General features: G+C 72.7%; 14 protein-coding genes and 1 riboswitch. Of the genes, 8 read left to right on the forward strand and 6 right to left on the reverse strand.

Features of this window, described 5'->3' with window-relative positions; all coding sequences use genetic code 11:
* Nucleotides 1-162 precede the first annotated feature (162 nt).
* Nucleotides 163-924 (forward strand): SDR family NAD(P)-dependent oxidoreductase, encoded by a 762-nt coding sequence (locus SACE_RS02445; protein ID WP_009951288.1) that lies wholly within the window; start codon nt 163-165, stop codon nt 922-924.
* Nucleotides 921-1,763 (forward strand): amidohydrolase family protein, encoded by an 843-nt coding sequence (locus SACE_RS02450; protein ID WP_009951286.1) that lies wholly within the window; start codon nt 921-923, stop codon nt 1,761-1,763. Before SACE_RS02445 ends, SACE_RS02450 begins: the two co-directional genes overlap by 4 nt.
* 205 nt (nt 1,764-1,968) lie before the next feature.
* Here the strand turns inward: SACE_RS02450 and SACE_RS02455 are convergent, their stop codons facing one another.
* Nucleotides 1,969-3,018, reverse strand: coding sequence for an SIS domain-containing protein (locus SACE_RS02455; protein ID WP_009951284.1), 1,050 nt, complete (start codon nt 3,016-3,018; stop codon nt 1,969-1,971).
* A gap of 812 nt (nt 3,019-3,830) precedes the next feature.
* On the opposite strand from SACE_RS02455, the gene SACE_RS02460 reads away from it, so the two are divergent.
* Complete coding sequence (locus tag SACE_RS02460) at nt 3,831-4,586, forward strand: GntR family transcriptional regulator (protein WP_009951283.1); 756 nt, start codon at nt 3,831-3,833, stop codon at nt 4,584-4,586.
* A gap of 231 nt (nt 4,587-4,817) precedes the next feature.
* Complete coding sequence (locus SACE_RS02465) at nt 4,818-5,846, forward strand: hypothetical protein (protein WP_009951281.1); 1,029 nt, start codon at nt 4,818-4,820, stop codon at nt 5,844-5,846.
* A gap of 107 nt (nt 5,847-5,953) precedes the next feature.
* Here SACE_RS02465 and SACE_RS02470 read toward each other — a convergent pair whose 3' ends face one another.
* Nucleotides 5,954-7,138 carry an IS30 family transposase gene (locus SACE_RS02470; protein WP_143538058.1) on the reverse strand — a complete coding sequence of 395 codons (1,185 nt, stop codon included), beginning with the start codon at nt 7,136-7,138 and terminating at the stop codon, nt 5,954-5,956.
* Between the two features lie 1,039 nt (nt 7,139-8,177).
* Between SACE_RS02470 and SACE_RS02475 the strand changes: the two genes are divergently transcribed.
* Nucleotides 8,178-9,311 carry a S1 family peptidase gene (locus SACE_RS02475; RefSeq protein WP_011873078.1) on the forward strand — a complete coding sequence of 378 codons (1,134 nt, stop codon included), beginning with the start codon at nt 8,178-8,180 and terminating at the stop codon, nt 9,309-9,311.
* A 67-nt stretch (nt 9,312-9,378) separates the two neighbouring features.
* Here the strand turns inward: SACE_RS02475 and thiE are convergent, their stop codons facing one another.
* Nucleotides 9,379-10,050 carry a thiamine phosphate synthase gene (thiE, locus tag SACE_RS02480; protein ID WP_009950944.1) on the reverse strand — a complete coding sequence of 224 codons (672 nt, stop codon included), beginning with the start codon at nt 10,048-10,050 and terminating at the stop codon, nt 9,379-9,381.
* 86 nt (nt 10,051-10,136) lie between these two features.
* A riboswitch (TPP riboswitch) is annotated at nt 10,137-10,246 on the forward strand.
* Nucleotides 10,247-10,255: 9 nt separating this feature from the next.
* Here thiE and thiO point away from each other — a divergent pair.
* From thiO to thiG, 3 genes are read left to right on the forward strand one after another with little or no spacing between them, the layout of a single operon-like run.
* A complete protein-coding gene (gene thiO, locus SACE_RS02485) occupies nt 10,256-11,386 on the forward strand; it encodes a glycine oxidase ThiO (protein WP_009950942.1) in 1,131 nt (376 codons plus the stop codon).
* Nucleotides 11,377-11,577 carry a sulfur carrier protein ThiS gene (gene thiS, locus SACE_RS02490; RefSeq protein WP_011873079.1) on the forward strand — a complete coding sequence of 67 codons (201 nt, stop codon included), beginning with the start codon at nt 11,377-11,379 and terminating at the stop codon, nt 11,575-11,577. The genes thiO and thiS overlap by 10 nt, the downstream gene beginning before the upstream one ends.
* 5 nt (nt 11,578-11,582) lie before the next feature.
* On the forward strand, nt 11,583-12,347 hold the full coding sequence (thiG, locus tag SACE_RS02495) for a thiazole synthase (protein WP_009950940.1): 765 nt from the start codon (nt 11,583-11,585) through the stop codon (nt 12,345-12,347).
* Nucleotides 12,348-12,445: 98 nt separating this feature from the next.
* Here thiG and SACE_RS02500 read toward each other — a convergent pair whose 3' ends face one another.
* From SACE_RS02500 to thiC, 3 genes are all read right to left on the reverse strand, one after another.
* Nucleotides 12,446-14,533: an FUSC family protein gene (locus tag SACE_RS02500; RefSeq protein WP_231849909.1), complete on the reverse strand. Its 2,088-nt coding sequence runs from the start codon at nt 14,531-14,533 to the stop codon at nt 12,446-12,448.
* Nucleotides 14,534-14,612: 79 nt separating this feature from the next.
* Nucleotides 14,613-15,479 carry a bifunctional hydroxymethylpyrimidine kinase/phosphomethylpyrimidine kinase gene (thiD, locus tag SACE_RS02505; RefSeq protein ID WP_009950936.1) on the reverse strand — a complete coding sequence of 289 codons (867 nt, stop codon included), beginning with the start codon at nt 15,477-15,479 and terminating at the stop codon, nt 14,613-14,615.
* Nucleotides 15,480-15,576: 97 nt separating this feature from the next.
* Nucleotides 15,577-17,220, reverse strand: coding sequence for a phosphomethylpyrimidine synthase ThiC (gene thiC, locus SACE_RS02510; protein WP_011873080.1), 1,644 nt, complete (start codon nt 17,218-17,220; stop codon nt 15,577-15,579).
* Nucleotides 17,221-17,285 lie beyond the last annotated feature (65 nt).

A 17,285-nucleotide genomic window follows, 5' to 3' on the forward strand; every position in this document is an offset into this window, starting at 1 on the left:
TCCGCCACGGATCGTGGCCCCGGATGTCGCAAACCAGCCGGGTCTGGTCATCCCGGCACGGCAGCCGATATACATCGGGGTGTCCTGTGTTCGGTCGGGGAGGACGCATGAGCAAACGGCATCGCGCGTGCGCGGATTCGCGGCGAGGCAACGGAGAACTCGATGGGTGAGTTCGACGGTCTGGTCGCGGCGGTCACCGGGGGAGCGTCGGGGATCGGGCTGGCGACGGCCCGGCTGCTGGCCGAGCGCGGAGCGGCGGTGGCGGTGCTGGACCTGCGTCCGCACGACGTCGGCGAGTCGCTGCTCGGCGTGCGGTGCGACGTCACCGACGACGGCGAGGTCCGCTCGGCGGTCGAGGCCGTGCGCGAGCGGTTCGGCGGGCTCGACGTGCTGGTCAACAACGCCGGGATCGGCGCGCAGGGCGACATCTCGGCCAACGACGACGCCGAATGGCACCACGTGCTCGACGTCAACGTCGTCGGCATCGCCCGGGTCAGCCGGGCCGCTCTGGGGCTCCTGCGGGCGTCCGAGCACGCCGCCATCGTCAACACCTGCTCGATCGCCGGGATCGCCGGACTGCCGCAGCGCGCGCTCTACTCGGCCAGCAAGGGCGCGGTGCGCGCGCTCACCCTCGCGATGGCCGCCGACCACGTGCGGGAGGGGATCAGGGTGAACTGCGTGGCTCCCGGCACGGTCGACACGCCGTGGATCGGCCGGCTGCTCGACAGCGCCGCCGACCCGGGCGCCGAGCGGGCGGCGCTGGAGGCGAGGCAGCCCACGGGGCGGCTGGTGTCGGCCGCCGAGGTCGCGCATGCCATCGTGCACCTGGCGAGTCCGGCCGCGGCCGGCACGACCGGGACCGTGCTCAACGTCGACGGCGGGATGTCCGGACTGCGCGTCCGGCCCGCCGAGGGGGAACGATGACCGTCGACACCCATCACCACCTGTGGGACCTCGACGTCCGGGACCAGCCCTGGATGACCGGGCCCGAGATGCAGCCGCTGCGCCGCGACTTCCGCCCGGCCGACCTGGTCGCCGCGCTGCGGGGGACCACTGTGGACTCCACCGTGCTGGTGCAGACGGTCTCCGACCCGGACGAGACCCCGGAGATGCTGGTGCTGGCAGACTCCTGCGACCGCATCGCAGGGGTCGTCGGCTGGACCGACCTGACCGCCCGCGACGTGCGGGAGCGGCTCGGGCACCTGCTGTCTAACCCGTCGGGCCGGTGGCTCAAGGGAATCCGCCACCAGGTCGAGGACGAACCCGACCCGGACTGGCTCACCAGGCCCGAGGTGCTGTCGGGGCTGGCCGCGGTCGAGGACGCCGGACTGCTCTACGAACTGCTGGTCCGGCCGCACCAGCTCCCGGCCGCGATCAAGGCGGTCGGCCAGTTCCCGCAGCTCACCTTCGTGCTGGACCACTGCGCGAAGCCGCCGGTGGCATCCGGCGAGCTGGAGCCGTGGGAGAGCCGGATCCGGGCGCTGGCGGCGCATCCGAACGTGGTGTGCAAGCTGTCCGGGCTGGTGACCGAGGACGACTGGTCCGCCCAGCCCGACGCCGGCCGGCTGCGGCCCTACGCGGAAGTGGTGCTGGACGCATTCGGGCCGGCGCGGGTGATGTTCGGGTCGGACTGGCCGGTCTGCCTGCTGGCGGCCGAGTACGGGGAGGTCTTCCGCCTCGCGTGGGAGCTCACCTCGGGACTGGGCGACGCCGCGCGGCAGGCTGTCTTCGACACCACGGCGCGGCAGGTCTACGAACTCTGAGGCGGTACGCGCAACCCGCACTGATCCACTCGTCCGAGTGACAAGGGCTTTCTGCCCTGGCGTTCTTGCCCACCCCGCTTTGGCTCGCTGCTCCGTTCGGCGTAGCCTGACCTTGCCCGTCTCACCCCGCCCCCTCGGTGAGGCGGGCTTCTAACGGGCCCGGCGCAGGTTCTTGTCCACAGAGGACTGATCGCTCGCGGTCGGGTCAGCGGGTCCGGGTCACCTTCTTGAGGCCGCGCGGGTTGTCCGGATCGCCGCCCCGTTCCAGCGCCAGACCGAGCGCGAGGCGCTGGACCGGCAGCACCTCCAGCACCGGCGCGAGCTCCTCCGCGCAGTCCGGGACGCCGATGCGGTGCGCGGCGGGGACGTCGGCGGCGGCCGAGCCGATGGCGCAGATGTCCGCACCTCGTTCGTGCACCGCCTCCAGGACCTCCCGCGTCGAGGCGCCGCCCTTGCCCGCGCTGCACAGCGCGAGCACCGCGGTCTCGGCGTCCACCGCGGCGACCGGACCGTGCAGCAGGTCGGCGCCGCTGTAGGCGCGGGCCGACAGGTAGCTGGTCTCGGCCAGCTTCAGGGCCGCCTCGCACGCCGTCGCCAGCGAGTAGCCGCGACCGGTGGTGACCATGCGGTCGGCGAACCGGTAGCGGTGGACCGCCTCGGCGACCGCCTGCTCGGTGGTGTCCAGGGTCGTCCGGGCCAGCTCGGGCAACGCGCGGGCGTGCTCGGCGTTCCCGCCGCGCACCGCGTCGACCAGCAGGTAGAGGGCGAGCAGCGTGGCGCTGTAGGTCTTGGTCGCGGCGACCGCCTGCTCCTGGCCGGCCCGGATGCCGACCGACATCTCGGCGGCCCGATTCAGGGGCGACTCGGCGGTGTTGGTGACCGCGACCGTGGTGGCGCCTGCCTTGCGGCCCGCCTCGGTGACCTCGAGCAGGTCGGGGGAGCCGCCGCTCTGGCTGACCGACAGCAGCAGCACGTCGGTCAGGTCGGGCCGCGCGCCGTAGAGGGTGGTCGTCGACGGCGACACCAGTCCGACGGGCAGTTGCAGCAGCACCTCGATCAGGTACTTCGCGTACAGGGCGGCGTGGTCGCTGGACCCCCGGGCCGCCAGCAGCGCGAACCGCGGCCTGCGCTCGGCGATCCGGGTGGCGACCTCGGCGATCTCTGCGCGGTGCGCCAGTAGCTCGCCGAACACGTGCGGCTGTTCGGCGATCTCGGCGGTCATCCGCGCGCCGGGCTGTGCGGTGGCCTCACTCATCGGGGCGTCCCTTCGCATCCAGGTCTAGACCAATCGTAGAGGAAACCGCGAGGCGTCTGGCGATCGCCGCTCCCGCTGTGACGCCTCACACCATTCTGCCGTCACGGCCCGGCGGCCATCGCCGTCCGGAGGACGGGCGCGGCGGCCGTTGGCGTCCGAGGGGAGGGGTGTGGCGGCTGTCGTCGTCCGGATGGGAGGGGCGTGGCGGCTGTCGTCGTCCGGATGGGAGGGGCGTGGCGGCTGTCGTCGTCCGGGGAAGCTCTCCGCGGCCGTTGGCGTCCGGGGAAGGGCGCTGGTGGCCGTTGGGGTCCGAAGGGAGTGTGGCGGCGGCGTTGTGCGGGGAGAGGGCCCCGGCGGCTGCCCTCCGGGAAAGGCTCCGGCGGCTGTCGCCCGGGGGAAGGGCGTAGACGGCTGTCGTCGTCCGGGGGAAGGGTCCGGCGGCCGTTGGCGTCCCGAGGAGGGTGCGGCGGTCGGCGTCGCGCAGCGGGGGAGCCCAACGAGAGGGTGCGCCGGCTGCCGTCGGCGGTGGGGCGGGAGCCCTCAGCAGGGCGGCGGGACCGGCTGGCTCGGGTGGATCTTCCGCGTCCGGTTCGGCCCGGTCGTTGCGCCTCCGCCCAGGAGAGCGCTCCCACCGCCACCCGAACGGCGCACCTGGCCGCGCGGGCCTGATCCGGCCCGGCGAAAGTGGGCGGGCGTGGCGATCGCACCGCCGTCTTTCGTGCATGCTGAAGTGCAGAAGTACTCGGCGTGCGGGTGGGCCCGCGCCGACACCGGGCGCAACCGGCGGGAAGGTTGCGGTGGTAGGAGGAACGATGCTCGAAACATCGGTGCCAAGCGGGGCGGAGAACCCGGCGCGTACCCAGCGAGAGCCCAAGTACTGGGGCCTGAAGCAGCACCTGCTGGACATGCTCCGCTCGCTGCCCCCAGGCTCCCCGATCCCCACCGAGCGGGCGCTGGCCGCCGAGTTCGACGTCTCCCGCACGACCGTCCGCCAGGCCCTCGCCGAGCTGACCGTCGAGGGCAGGCTGCTGCGCGTCCAGGGCAAGGGCACCTTCGCCGCCAAGCCCAAGGTCGCCCAGCGGCTCCAGCTCACCGGCTACACCGAGGACATGCTCGCCCAGGGCAGGCAGCCGACGTCGCGGCTGCTGGAGGTCATCGAGGAACCGGCCGACCAGGAGCTGGCGTCGCTGCTGGGCACCCGCCCGAGCGCCACCGTGCTGCGGCTGCGCCGCCTGCGCCTGGCCGACGGCGAGCCGATGGCGATCGAGACGACGCACCTGCCGCTGTCGCGCTTCCGGGGGCTGACCGGCCGGCTGGAGTCCGGCGGCTCGCTCTACCAGGTCCTGCGGGAGAGCTTCGGCGTCGAGATGGGCTACGCGGAGGAGACGATCGAGACGGCGCTGGCCAGCCCGGAGGAGGCCGAGCTGCTGGGCGCCGACGTCGGCCTGCCGATGCTGCTGCTCTCGCGGCACTCCTTCGACACCGAGGGCAGGCCGGTGGAGTGGGTCCGCTCGATCTACCGCGGCGACCGCTACAAGTTCGTCGCCCGCCTCAACCCGCCCGCCTGAGCCCGCTCCCCGCGGCTCCTGCGGGTGGCGGCGGTACGACAGCGCGTAGTGCCGTCGCCCAACGTCCTTCGTTCGTGGCGCAGTCGTAACCCGATCGCTGTTCGTTACGCCCAACGGCGCATTTCCCGCCCCGAAGTGGCGGTACTCACCCATGGGCAACTGCGGGGAGCACAGCGCCGTGATCCCACGTTGGCCGTTATAGGACTGATATGCGTCGAGTGCGTGGGAGCCATGGCAGAGGAGAAGGACGAAGACAGCAAGGACAAGCGCAAGGAGCGCAAGCTCGACCTCTCCGCGGCGAACGTGTGCGGCACCGCACTGGCGTCGGTGACCGCCGCCTACCTGGGTTCCTACCTGGGTGCCGTGGGGACGATGTGGGGCGCCGCGCTGACCAGCGTGGTCGTCACGGTGGGCGGCAAGCTCTACCAGCGCTCGCTGGAGCGGACCAAGGAGCAGGCCGCCGCGGCGAAGGAGAAGGCCGCGCTGCTGCGCGCGAAGAAGACGACGGCGTTCGCGCAGCAGTCGCTGCGGTTCGACGCGGAGGGGGAGGACGGCACCACCAAGCTCCAGCAGCCCGAGGCGCCGAACGGTGCCGAGCAGCGCACCCGCTTCATCGAGCCGCTCTCGCCGGGGCATTCGGGGATGCACTGGCCGGGCGGCGAGCAGGTGGTGGAGGACCCGAACGCGACTCGGCAGGTCGGCGCCGCTGAGCAGGCCGACGACGCGACCCGCGACCTGGGCGGCATGCCGGCTCCGAGCCCCGCCGACGAAGCCGCGACGGTGAAGTGGAACCCGGCGCCGGACCGCGACGCCGTGCAGCCGAGCCGCGTGCGGTGGCGCAGGTGGGGGCTGGTCGCCGCCAGCAGCGCGATCGCGTTCGCGCTCTGCATGCTGGTGATCACCGGGTTCGAGGGCATCACCGGCCGTTCGCTGTCCGGCGACGGCGGGACGACCATAGGGCAGGCGCTGCGCCGTCCCGCCCCGCCCGCGCCGCAGCAGCCGGTGCCGGAGCAGGACGAGCCGGTGGAGTCGTCGTCCGAGCCGGAGCCCTCGTCGCAGGTCGAGCCGAGCGCCGAGCCGTCCCGCGAGCAGTCCGCGGTTCCCTCCACGCCCGTGCCGGAGCAGCCGACCGGCGGGCAGACCGCGACGCAGGGTCCGACCTCGCTGCCCGAACCCACCCAGGGTGAGTCGCCCGGCGAAAGCACCGGGGTCGTGCCGCCCACCGCGCAGCCGAGCCTGCGCAACGGCGCGCCCAACTGACTCGATCCGCCGCCGGCGGCATTCGCACGCAGCGGGCGCACGCGGGTAGGTGTTCAGCGGCCCCGCTCGCCACTGGCGGATTCAAGGGGTCGTCGCAACACAGGTGATTAACTGGCTTTGGTCAGGAGCATAGCGAGGCGCTCGGCTGGGGAGTCCCAGCCGAGCGTTTTGCGTGGTCGCCCGTTGAGCTGTTGGGCGACGTGCTCGAGGTCCTCGGGTCCGTAAACGCTGAGGTCGGTGCCCTTGGGGAAGTACTGGCGCAGCAGTCCGTTGGTGTTTTCGTTGGTACCGCGCTGCCAGGGACTGGCCGGGTCGCAGAAGTAGACCGGCATGTCGGTGGCCATGGTGAACTGCTTGTGGCGGGCCATCTCGGCTCCCTGGTCCCAGGTCAGCGAGCCACGGAGGTGATTCGGCAGCGTTGTGATAGTCGCTACGAGACCGTCCCGGACCGTTTCGGCGTCGTGCCCGTTCGGCAGGTGGACCAGCATGGTGTACCGCGTGGTGCGCTCTACCAGGGTGCCGATCGCGGACTGGTTACCAGCGCCAATGATGAGATCACCCTCCCAGTGGCCGGGCACGGCCCGGTCGGCGGCCTCGGCGGGGCGGTCGCTGATCATCACCATCGGGTCGATGAACCGCGCGGTGCGCTGGTTCGGGTTGCGGCGTGGCTTGCGGCGGGTCCGGCCGGTGCGGATCGCGGCCTGTACTTCGCGTTTGAGACCACCGCGGGCCTGGAAGTACAGCGCCTGGTAGATCGTCTCCACGCTCACTCGCATCCTCTGGTCGCCGGGATGCTCCTTGCCTAGAGCGTGGCAGATCTGCTCCGGTGACCAGCGCTCGCGCAGGCCATCGGCCACGAACTGGCGTAACGGTCCCTGCGCGATCAGCTTGCGTTGCTTCGGGCGTGGCCGACGGGCGGCCGACGCGCGGTGGGCCGCATATGGCTGGTAGCCGCCGTGGGTGGAGTTCGCGCGGATCTCCCGCAAGATCGTGCTGGCTGAGCGCCCCAACGCGCTCCCGATGTCCCGCAGTGAGTGGCCCTCGGCCCGCAGGTCCCGGATCCGTTCCCGCTCTGCCAAGGTCAGCAGCCGGGGATGCAACTGCTTGTCCAGTGCGGACAGCTTGGGCGCCACGGAGTTCACGTCGACGATCGTGCTGGTGCCCGTCGCGTAATCGACACGAACCCCGTTCGGGTAGGTCCGCGCGTTCCGGCTCTTGCGGACCCCGTAGTCCCAGTCCTTCGCCGTGCGCTCGTTGATGCCCACCCGCTCGGCCGCCCGTCGCCGGGGCACACCCTCTGCACGCAGCTGCTCGTACTCGTCGCGCCGGGGATGCCGCTGCCGCGCTCGAATCGACCGCCGCCCAGCCTGCCGGGCCCAACCAAAGGCCGTGTTCCGGTTCAGGCCCAGCTCACGGGCCGCCACAGTGACGCTCCCAACCGCATCAAGCCGGTCCAGGAAACGTTGCTTCAGCTCGGCACGGTCACCCTCACATGCCACGGTCCTCGCAACTCCCACAGGTCGCAGGTGTTGCGAGGACCGCTAGAACCCCCGACTGGCGAGCGGGGCCGCCTGGCTTCCGGTGGGGAGCGGCGGATCCGCCGTGGAGCGCAGTGGGTGCCTGGCGTGGCTGCGCCTTCGCCAGGTCCCCGCCGAGCCGGGCGCCCCCACGGGGGCGACGGCTGCGATTCCGCCGCCATCCCGCCACGCCGTCGCCGGGGTTTCCGCCGCGTCCCGCCGAGCCGCCGGCCGGTTCCGCCTACGCGCCGTCCGGTTCCCGCCAGCCGTCCGTCCTCGATCACCGCCAGCCGTCCGTCGGGCTTCCCGCCATCGCCCCGCCGGATTTCGCGCCACCACCCGGCTGGGCTTCCCGCCACCGCCTCGCTGGGCGTCCCGCCACTCGCCCGCCGGGCTTCCCGCCGCCCGCCCGCCGGGCTTCCCGCCGCCGTTCCGCCGAGCCGCTCGCCGCCGTTCCGCCAAGTCGACCGCTGCCGGTCCGCCGGAATCCCACCTCCCGCTCGCGGAGCTTCCCGCCGCCCACCCGCCGCACTTCCCGCCGAGGCACCTGCCGCGTCCCGCTGGCCGGAAACCAACGCACCATCGCTGAGCTGGGAAAACGCCCAGCGCCGCCCCGCGTTCGCGGCCGAACGGTCGCGCGCCGGAGCCGCCGGAAAGACCTCCTCTCGCGACCGTTCGCGCTGATCAGCGAAGTACGTTAGGAATTTGCCGGATCGGTGAGATATGCGTCAAAAGATGGATGTGCACGACTTGTCCTCGCCGAATACTTGTTCGCCGACGGGGGTCCGGTAACGCGGAACAAGGGAGACAGCACATGAAGCGCAGACTTGCGGCCCGGGTGACGGGGTCCGTGATTTTCGCGGCTGGCACGATCGCCGCCCTGACCGTGCCCGCCACGGCGAATCCGACCGCGCCCGCGCCGGTCGCCGCGGAGGCCGCGACCCTGATGGAGGCGATGCAGCGCGACCTGGGCCTGACCGCCGAGCAGGCCGCTGAGCGCCTCGCCGACGAGGCCGCTGCCACCCGCGCCGACCAGAGCCTGCGCGGCACCCTCGGCTCCGCGTTCGGCGGCTCCCACTACGACGCCGCGCTCGGCAAGCTCGTCGTCGGCGTGACCGACGCCGGCCTCCTCGACGAGGTCCGCGCCGCCGGGGCCGACGGCGAGCTGGTCCAGCACAACGTCCAGCAGCTCGACGGCGTCGCCGACGGCCTCGACGCGCAGTCCGCGCGCGCCCCGCAGTCGGTCACCGGCTGGTACGTGGACTCCAGCAGCAACTCCGTGGTCCTGACCACCGCCCCGGGCACAGCCGGGCAGGCGACCGACTTCGTCCGCGCCAGCGGGGTGGACGCCGGCGCCGTGCGCGTCGTCGAGTCCGCCGAGCAGCCCCGGACCTACGCCGACGTCATCGGCGGCGACGCCTACTACATCGGCAGCGGTTCCCGCTGCTCGGTCGGCTTCTCCGTGCAGGGCGGCTTCGTGACCGCGGGCCACTGCGGCAACCAGGGCGACAGCACCAGCCAGCCGAGCGGCACCTTCGAGGGCTCGTCCTTCCCGGGCAACGACTACGGCTGGGTCCGGACCGCTTCCGGCGAGAACCCGGTTCCGCTGGTCAACGACTACCAGGGCGGCACCGTCGGCGTCGCCGGCTCCAGCGAGGCCGCCGAGGGCGCGTCGATCTGCCGTTCCGGCTCCACGACCGGCTGGCACTGCGGCACCGTCGAGGCAAAGAACCAGACGGTGCGCTACCCGCAGGGCACCGTCGAGGGCCTGACCCGCACCAACGTGTGCGCCGAGCCCGGTGACTCCGGCGGCTCGTGGCTGTCCGGCGACCAGGCCCAGGGCGTGACCTCCGGCGGTTCGGGCGACTGCACCTCCGGCGGCACGACCTACTTCCAGCCGGTCAACGAGATCCTGCAGGCCTACGGTCTGACGCTGCTCACCCAGTGAACCCCGAGTGACCGGTTGACCGACCGCGTGGGCCCCGGCGGCACGTCCGCCGGGGCCCACGCACGTCCTAGCCCAGCTTGGTCCGCAGCGCCGCGGCGGCGGCGCGCGGGTCCTCGGCCTCGGTGATGGCGCGGACGACGACGACACGCCGCGCACCCGCCTGGACCACCTCGTCGATGTTGTCCATGCCGATGCCGCCGATGGCGAACCACGGCCTGCCGTGGCCGCGGTGCTCGGCGGTGTGGCGGACCAGTTCGAGCCCGGCGGCCTCGCGTCCCGGCTTGGTCGGCGTGGTCCACACCGGGCCGGTGCAGAAGTAGTCCACGCCCTGCTCGGTGGCCGCCGAGTCGGCCTGCACGACGTCGTGCGTGGAGCGCCCGACCACCACCTGGTCGCCGACGATGCGCCGGGCCAGCTCGACGGGCAGGTCGTCCTGGCCGAGGTGCAGCACGTCGGCGTCGGCGGCCATCGCCACGTCGGCGCGGTCGTTGACCGCCAGCAGCGCGCCGTGCCGGACGCACGCCTCGGCCAGCACCTCCAGCGCGGCGAGCTCGTGGCGGGCCTCCAGCGGAGCGCCGCCCGCGCTCTTGTCCCGCAACTGGATGATGTCCACCCCGCCGTCCAGCGCCGCGTCGGCGAACTCGGCGAGATCACCTCGTTCGGTGCGCGCGTCGGTGCAGAGGTAGAGCAGGGCCTCCTCGAGGCGGGCGCGGATACCGAAACCGTCCAGTCCTGGCATGCCCCTCAGGGTAACTTCTGGCACGCACGCCGCCGGGAGATCTCGCCGCCCAGCTGACTGGGAGATCGGCGACGGGTACGGTGGAAGGCGGTGAGCACGGGAGTCCGCGGATGCCGGACTGAGAGGGGGCGCCAAGGCCCCGACCGTCGAACCTGATCCGGGTCATGCCGGCGCAGGGAGCGTGGAGTTGTCTGAACTGTCTGGTTTGACGGCCGAGCACGTCGTCGTTGTCGGCGGCGGGGTCATCGGTCTGTCCGTCGCTTGGTGCGCGGCGCGCGCCGGTCACCGCGTGACGGTGGTCGACCCGGCGCCCGCGTCCGGCGCGTCGCACGTGGCGGGCGGGATGCTCGCACCGGTCGCCGAGGCGTGGCCCGGCGAGGAGGAGCTGCTCGAGCTGGGGGCCGCGTCGTTGCACCGCTGGCCCGACTTCGCGGACCGGCTCGCCCGCGACGCGGGGATGCCGTCCGGTCTGCGGCCGGAGGGCACGCTCGTCGTGGGGGTCGACAGCGCCGACCGCACCGAGCTCGACAACCTCGCCGACTACCTCGCCCGCCTCGGCCGCTCGGTGACCAGGCACAACGGTCGCGAGCTGCGCCGGATGGAGCCGTCTCTGGGCCCGTCGGTGCGGGCCGGGTTGTCGGTGCCGGGCGACCTCGCGGTCGACAACCGCGTCGCTCTGGCCGCGCTGCGCGCGGCGGCGACGGCGGCCGGCGCCGAGTTCGTCACCGCCCGGGCGCGCGCGGTGCGCGCCGGCGAGGTCGAGCTGGAGGACTCGGCGCTGCGATGCGACGTCGCGGTGATCGCCGCGGGCGCGCGGTCCGGTGACCTCCACCCGCTGCTGAGCGGGGCGATCCGGCCGGTGAAGGGCGAGATCCTGCGGCTGCGCGCGCGGACCACCGCCCTGCCGCCGCCGACCCGGACCGTGCGCGGACCGGTGCACGGCAGGCAGGTCTACCTGGTGCCGCGCGACGACGGCGGGCTCGTCGTCGGCGCGACGCAGTACGAGGTCGGCTTCGACACCGAGGTCACCGTCGGTGGGGTGCGCGACCTGATCGCCGACGCCGAGCAGGTGCTGCCGGGCATCGCCGAGTACGCGCTGGTGGAGGCCATCGCCGGGCTGCGGCCGGGCACCGGCGACAACCTGCCGCTGCTGGGCTGGCTGGAACCGGGCGTCATCGCCGCGACCGGCCACCACCGCAACGGGTTCCTGCTGGCGCCGGTCACCGCAGAGGCGGTCGTCGCGCTGCTGAGCGGCCGGACCCCGCCGGAAGAGGTGAAGGCCGCCGACCCCGGCCGCCGGATCTCCCCCGAGAACGGAGGGCAACAGTGCAGGTAGTGGTCAACGGAGAGTCCCGGCAGGTCCCCGAGGACGCCACGCTGGAAGCCGTGCTGCGCGAGTTCGGCGTGCCGGAACGGGGAGTCGCCGTCGCGCTGGACGGCGCGGTCGTGCCGCGGGCCGCCTGGCCCGCGACCGGCCTGCGGGCGGAGGCGACCGTCGAAGTCCTCACCGCGGTTCAAGGAGGCTGACTGACATGGACGACCCGCTGGTCATCGCGGGACGCGAGTTCGGCTCGCGGCTGATCACCGGTACCGGTGGCGCGGCCAACCTGGCGGTGCTGGAACGCGCGCTGATCGCATCCGGTACCGAGCTGACGACGGTGGCGATGCGCCGTGCCGACGCCGGAGGCCGCACCGGCGTGCTCGACCTGCTGCGCAAGCTCGGCATCGAGGCGCTGCCCAACACCGCGGGCTGCCGGACGGCGGCCGAGGCGGTGCTGACCGCGCAGCTCGCGCGGGAGGCGTTGGGCACGAACTGGGTCAAGCTGGAGGTCGTCGCCGACGAGGACACGTTGCTGCCCGACCCGGTCGAACTGCTCGACGCTGCGGAACAGCTGGTGGACCAGGGTTTCGTGGTCCTCGCCTACACCAACGACGATCCGGTGCTGGCGCTGCGGCTGGAGGAGACCGGGTGCGCGGCGGTGATGCCGCTGGGCTCGCCGATCGGCACCGGCCTCGGCATCCGCAACCCGCACAACATCGAGATGATCGTCTCCCGCGCGTCGGTGCCGATCGTGCTCGACGCGGGCATCGGCACCGCATCGGATGCGGCGCTGGCGATGGAGCTCGGCTGCGACGCGGTGCTGCTGGCCACCGCCGTGACCCGCGCGCAGGACCCGGAGCGGATGGCCGCCGCGATGCGCGCGGCCGTCGACGCGGGACGGCTCGCCTCCCAGGCCGGACGCATCCCGCAGCGGTTCTGGGCGCAGGCCTCCAGCCCAGGACGCCCCACCGGCTGATCAGCAGGCACCGAGCACGACGACGTGGGCCGCCATCCCGGCGAGCGCGACGCGCTGACCGGCGCCGGGATGGCGGCCCGTTCGCCGGTCGGCGGCCGTCACTTGATGTGCAGGCGCTCCGGGCGGACGAACGAGATCGTGTAGCTCTTCCACGGGCTGTCGTAGCCGAAGGTGCGGTCGATCGCCGCGCGGGCGTGCAGCGCGTTCTCCACCAGGGAGCTGGCCAGCAGCTCCGTCGCGGGAGCGGTGTTCTCGGCGACGTCGGGGATCTTCGCCGAGGTCTTCCCGGCGAGCAGGTCGTCGACCGCGCGCAGCGCGGGCACCGCGATGGCCCGCTCGGTCTCGGGGCGGAACGCCAGCGTAGCGACGTCCTGGCGCAACGCGTCCAGGGCGACCGCCGCGTCGCGGGTGACCCGCTCGTCCTCGGTCTCCTCGTCGTTGCCGTCGAGCAGCGCCGGCATGCCGAGCAGGTCCTGGGTGCGCCGCATGGCAAGCACGTGCGCCGAGTGCAGCGCCTGCCGCAGGTTGGCGCCCTGCCCGGCGGCACGCACGCTGCGCAGCAGCTCCGACACCGACCACACGGTGGAGCGGATCGCGCCGCGCACGTCCGGCAGCGCACTGCTGGGCAGCACCAGGTAGCTGACGTAGCCGACGCTGAGCGCGATGGCCGCGCCGATGGCGCTGTTGGCCGCGAAGCTGATCGCCACGTTGACCAGCGGCCGGTCCAGCTGCATCGCCTGGTCGACGACGGTGATCACGATGAGCGCGCCGAGCAGCGTCCGGTAGTCCGTGCGCAGCCGGTCGATGTTGACCAGCATCGCCGCGACCACCAGCGGGACCAGCAGGTAGGCGCCGGGAAGCAGGGTGATCAGCGCGGCCAGCGCGACCACGCCGAGCACCGCGCCGCCGGTGCGCTCCAGCGCGCCGTTCATGCTGTCGCGGGCCGCCGGTTGCAGCACCACGTACAGCGCCAGCAGCAGACCTGACTCCGACGGGTCGTTGAGCAGCAGCACGATCACCATGCCGACGCCGACCGCGAGCGTGCAGCGCAGCGCGTGGCGGAACAGCGAGGACCGCATCGACAGGTGCGCGCGGACCGCGCCCATCGCGCGCTCGCGGCGCCCGCCCGGCGCGGGCGGCGTCGCGGGCGTCTCGTCGCGCTCGACCACCGCCGCGCGGATGCGGTCCAGACCCTGGTTGAGCCCGCGCGCCGCGTCCGGCAGGTCCTGCCTGCCGCCGCGCCGCAGGACCACCTCGGCCGGGTCGAGCCGCGCCGACGCGGGCAGCCCGCTGCACGCCCTGGACCGGACGGCGATCGCGAGCTGCGCGGCGACCCGGTCGGCCTCGGCGACGATCTCCCGCAGCCGCTCGGCTTCCAGCCGCCCGACCTGCTGGGCCTGCGCGAGCAGCGTCTCCCGCGCCGCCCGGAACCGGGCCGCGCCGGCGAGCACCTGACCGAGCCAGGTGCTCGCGCCGTCGGCGCGCCATGCGCTCGCGGCCAGCTCCACGACTCCGGGGCCGGGCTCGAGCAGCGTGCCCGCGACGGCGATGCGGGTGGCACGGGTCGGGTCGCCGAGTCCGACGAGAACCCTGAGCAGCAGCGCGAAAGCCACACCGGCGACCGAGGACGCCAGCAGCACCAGCACCGACTGGTCGCTGCCGATGCCGGTGGTGGTCGAGAACAGCGTCGCGGCGGCCAGCGTCTGGCCGCCGACGCGGTAGTGCTCGCCCATCGCGGGCAGCATCCCGGCGCCGAACACCACGCTCGCCACCGCTATACCGGCCAGCACCGGGACGTTGGAGAGCACCGGCCCCAGCGTCATCACCAGCGCCAGCGCGGGCGTGAACCAGACGAAGCGGTGCAGGTCCGAGCGCAGCGCCTGGCCGCTCGTGGCGACCAACGCGAACACCGCCGTCACCCCGGCGACGATCCCGGGGGTGTGCAGGTCGAAGATCCAGCCGAGCGCCGTCGCGCCCACCACCGCGACCGCGACCAGCACGGCGTACTGGCGCTGTCTGGGATCCGGCGCACCCGCCTCGGTGGCCAGTCGAGCCCGCACCCGTTTCAACACCGAACCAGCCACGCCCGCGTTAACCCCTGCCATCGTCGAGACCTCGCCATCGCCAACACGCACCGCGCGCTGACCGGCCACCGCGATCACGGGCGGGTGGGGGCGCGCGGGCATTCAACGACTATGTCGACGGGGCAGTCCTAATGGGTTACCGCTCGGGGACGGAAATCACTCTTACAGGCGGTTTGGATGGTCAGAACGAGCGAGGGCTGACGCGCCAGAAGGTCGACACCGGGCCGATACCGGCACCGAGCGGGTAGGCGTGCTCGACGCTTCGGGTCACGAAACGCTTGCCCAGCCGCACCGCGTCCGGCATCGACGCGCCCTTGGCCAGCGCCGCGGTGATCGACGAGGCGAAGGCGTCGCCCGCGCCATGGGTGTGCACGGTCGAGTATCGCGGACCGGGCAGCGGCGTCGCCTGGCTGCCGTCGTAGAGCAGGTCCACGCACTCCGGGTCGTCCGGCAGGTGACCGCTCTTGATGAGCACCCACTGCGGGCCGAAGTCGTAGATCGCCTTCGCCGCGTCGAGCAGGTCGGCGCGGGTGCGCGCGTCGAACCCGGTCAGCAGCCGGACCTCGTCGAGGTTCGGCGTCACCAGCGTCGCGCGCGGGAAAGCCTCGTTGCGCAGCGCGTCGAGCGCGTCGGGGCGCAGCAGCGGTTCGCCGCTGCGCGAGGCGGCGACCGGGTCGACGACGAACGGGGTGCGGCCGCCGCGGCCGATGCCGTGGTTGTCGCACACGGCCATGACCGCCTCGATGGTCGCGGCGGAGGCCAGCACGCCGGTCTTGGCGGCGTCGACGCCGATGTCGGAGGCGACCGCGTCGACCTGGGCGGCCACCGTCTCCGGCGGGATCTCGACCAGCCCGGTGACCCCGACGGTGTTCTGCACCGTCACGGCCGTCACCGCGGTCATGCCGTGCACCCCGCACGCGAAGAACGTCCGCAGGTCGGCGTGCATGCCGGCGCTGCCTCCGGAGTCCGAACCGGCGATGGTCAGCGCGGTCGGCGGAGCGGGGTCGTTCGCGGGCTGGATCTCGTGCCCGGCGGGTGTCTCGTGCATCCAGCTCATCTTACGGGCTTCCACGTGCGGTTCCGGCGCCCTCGCGGGGCCGGTGCGGGCGTCGCACCGGCCCCGCGGGACGTGGACATCGGCACAGTCAGCCGACCACCGGCAGGTAGACCTTGCCGCCGGACTCGGAGAACTCGTCGGACTTCTCCCGCATCCCGGCCTCGATCGCCTCGACGCTGGTCAGCCCGCGCTCCTCGGCGTACTTGCGCACGTCCTGGGTGATCTTCATCGAGCAGAACTTCGGCCCGCACATCGAGCAGAAGTGCGCGGTCTTGGCGGGCTCGGCGGGCAGGGTCTCGTCGTGGTACGCGCGCGCCGTGTCCGGGTCCAGCGACAGGTTGAACTGGTCGTTCCACCGGAACTCGAAGCGGGCCTTGGACAGCGCGTCGTCCCAGTCCTGCGCGCGGGGGTGGCCCTTGGCGAGGTCGGCGGCGTGCGCGGCGATCTTGTAGGTGATGACGCCGACCTTCACGTCGTCGCGGTTGGGCAGTCCCAGGTGCTCCTTCGGCGTGACGTAGCAGAGCATCGCCGTGCCCGCCTGGGCGATCACCGCCGCGCCGATGCCGGAGGTGATGTGGTCGTAGGCGGGCGCGATGTCGGTGGTCAGCGGGCCGAGCGTGTAGAACGGCGCCTCACCGCACAGCTCCTCCTCCAGCTTCACGTTCTCCACGATCTTGTGCATCGGGACGTGGCCGGGGCCCTCGATCATCACCTGCACGTCCATGTCGCGGGCGATGTGGGTCAGCTCGCCGAGGGTCTCCAGCTCGGCGAACTGCGCCCGGTCGTTGGCGTCGGCGATCGAGCCGGGACGCAGGCCGTCGCCGAGGGAGAAGGTGACGTCGTAGTCGCGCAGGATCTCGCACAGCTCGGAGAAGTGCGTGTAGAGGAAGCTCTCGCGGTGGTGCGCCAGGCACCAGGCCGCCATGATCGAGCCGCCGCGGGAGACGATGCCGGTGACCCGCTGCGCGGTGAGCGGCACGTACCGCAGCAGCACGCCCGCGTGCACGGTCATGTAGTCCACGCCCTGCTCGCACTGCTCGATCACGGTGTCCCGGTAGATCTCCCAGGTGAGCTTCTCCGGGTCGCCGTTGACCTTCTCCAGCGCCTGGTAGATCGGCACGGTGCCGATCGGCACCGGCGAGTTGCGCAGGATCTGCTCGCGGGTCTCGTGGATCCGCTTCCCGGTGGACAGGTCCATCACGGTGTCGGCGCCCCAGCGGGTCGCCCACACCATCTTCTCGACCTCCTCCTCGACCGAGGAGGTCACCGCGGAGTTGCCGATGTTGGCGTTGACCTTCACCAGGAAGTTCTTGCCGATGATCATCGGCTCGCTCTCCGGGTGGCAGCGGTTGGCCGGGATCACGGCGCGACCGCTGGCGACCTCGTCGCGGACGAACTCCGGCGAGACCCCCTCGCGGGCGGCGATGAACTCCATCTCCCGCGTCACCACACCGGCCTTGGCCCAGCCGAGCTGGGTGCGGTGCTCGCGGCCGTCGGTCCAGCCCGCCCGCAGCCGGTGGAGTCCGCTGTGGACGTCGACCTGCACGTCGTCGTCGGTGTAGGCGCCGGAGGTGTCGTAGACGTCGAGGTGCTCGCCGTTGGACAGCTCGATGCGGCGGAACGGCACCTTGAGGCCGGATTCGGTGGTGTGGTGGACCTTCCGCGAGCCGCTGATGGGCCCGGTGGTCACGCTGTGGTGGTCGCTGGACAGGTTCGGGCGCACGTCGGCCAAGGCCGTTCACTCCCTACGCCGGCATTATCCGGTCAGGTTCAGGCGGTCGGCGGCCCCGGACACCT

This window comes from Saccharopolyspora erythraea NRRL 2338 (genome assembly GCF_000062885.1).
GTDB lineage: Bacteria > Actinomycetota > Actinomycetes > Mycobacteriales > Pseudonocardiaceae > Saccharopolyspora_D > Saccharopolyspora_D erythraea.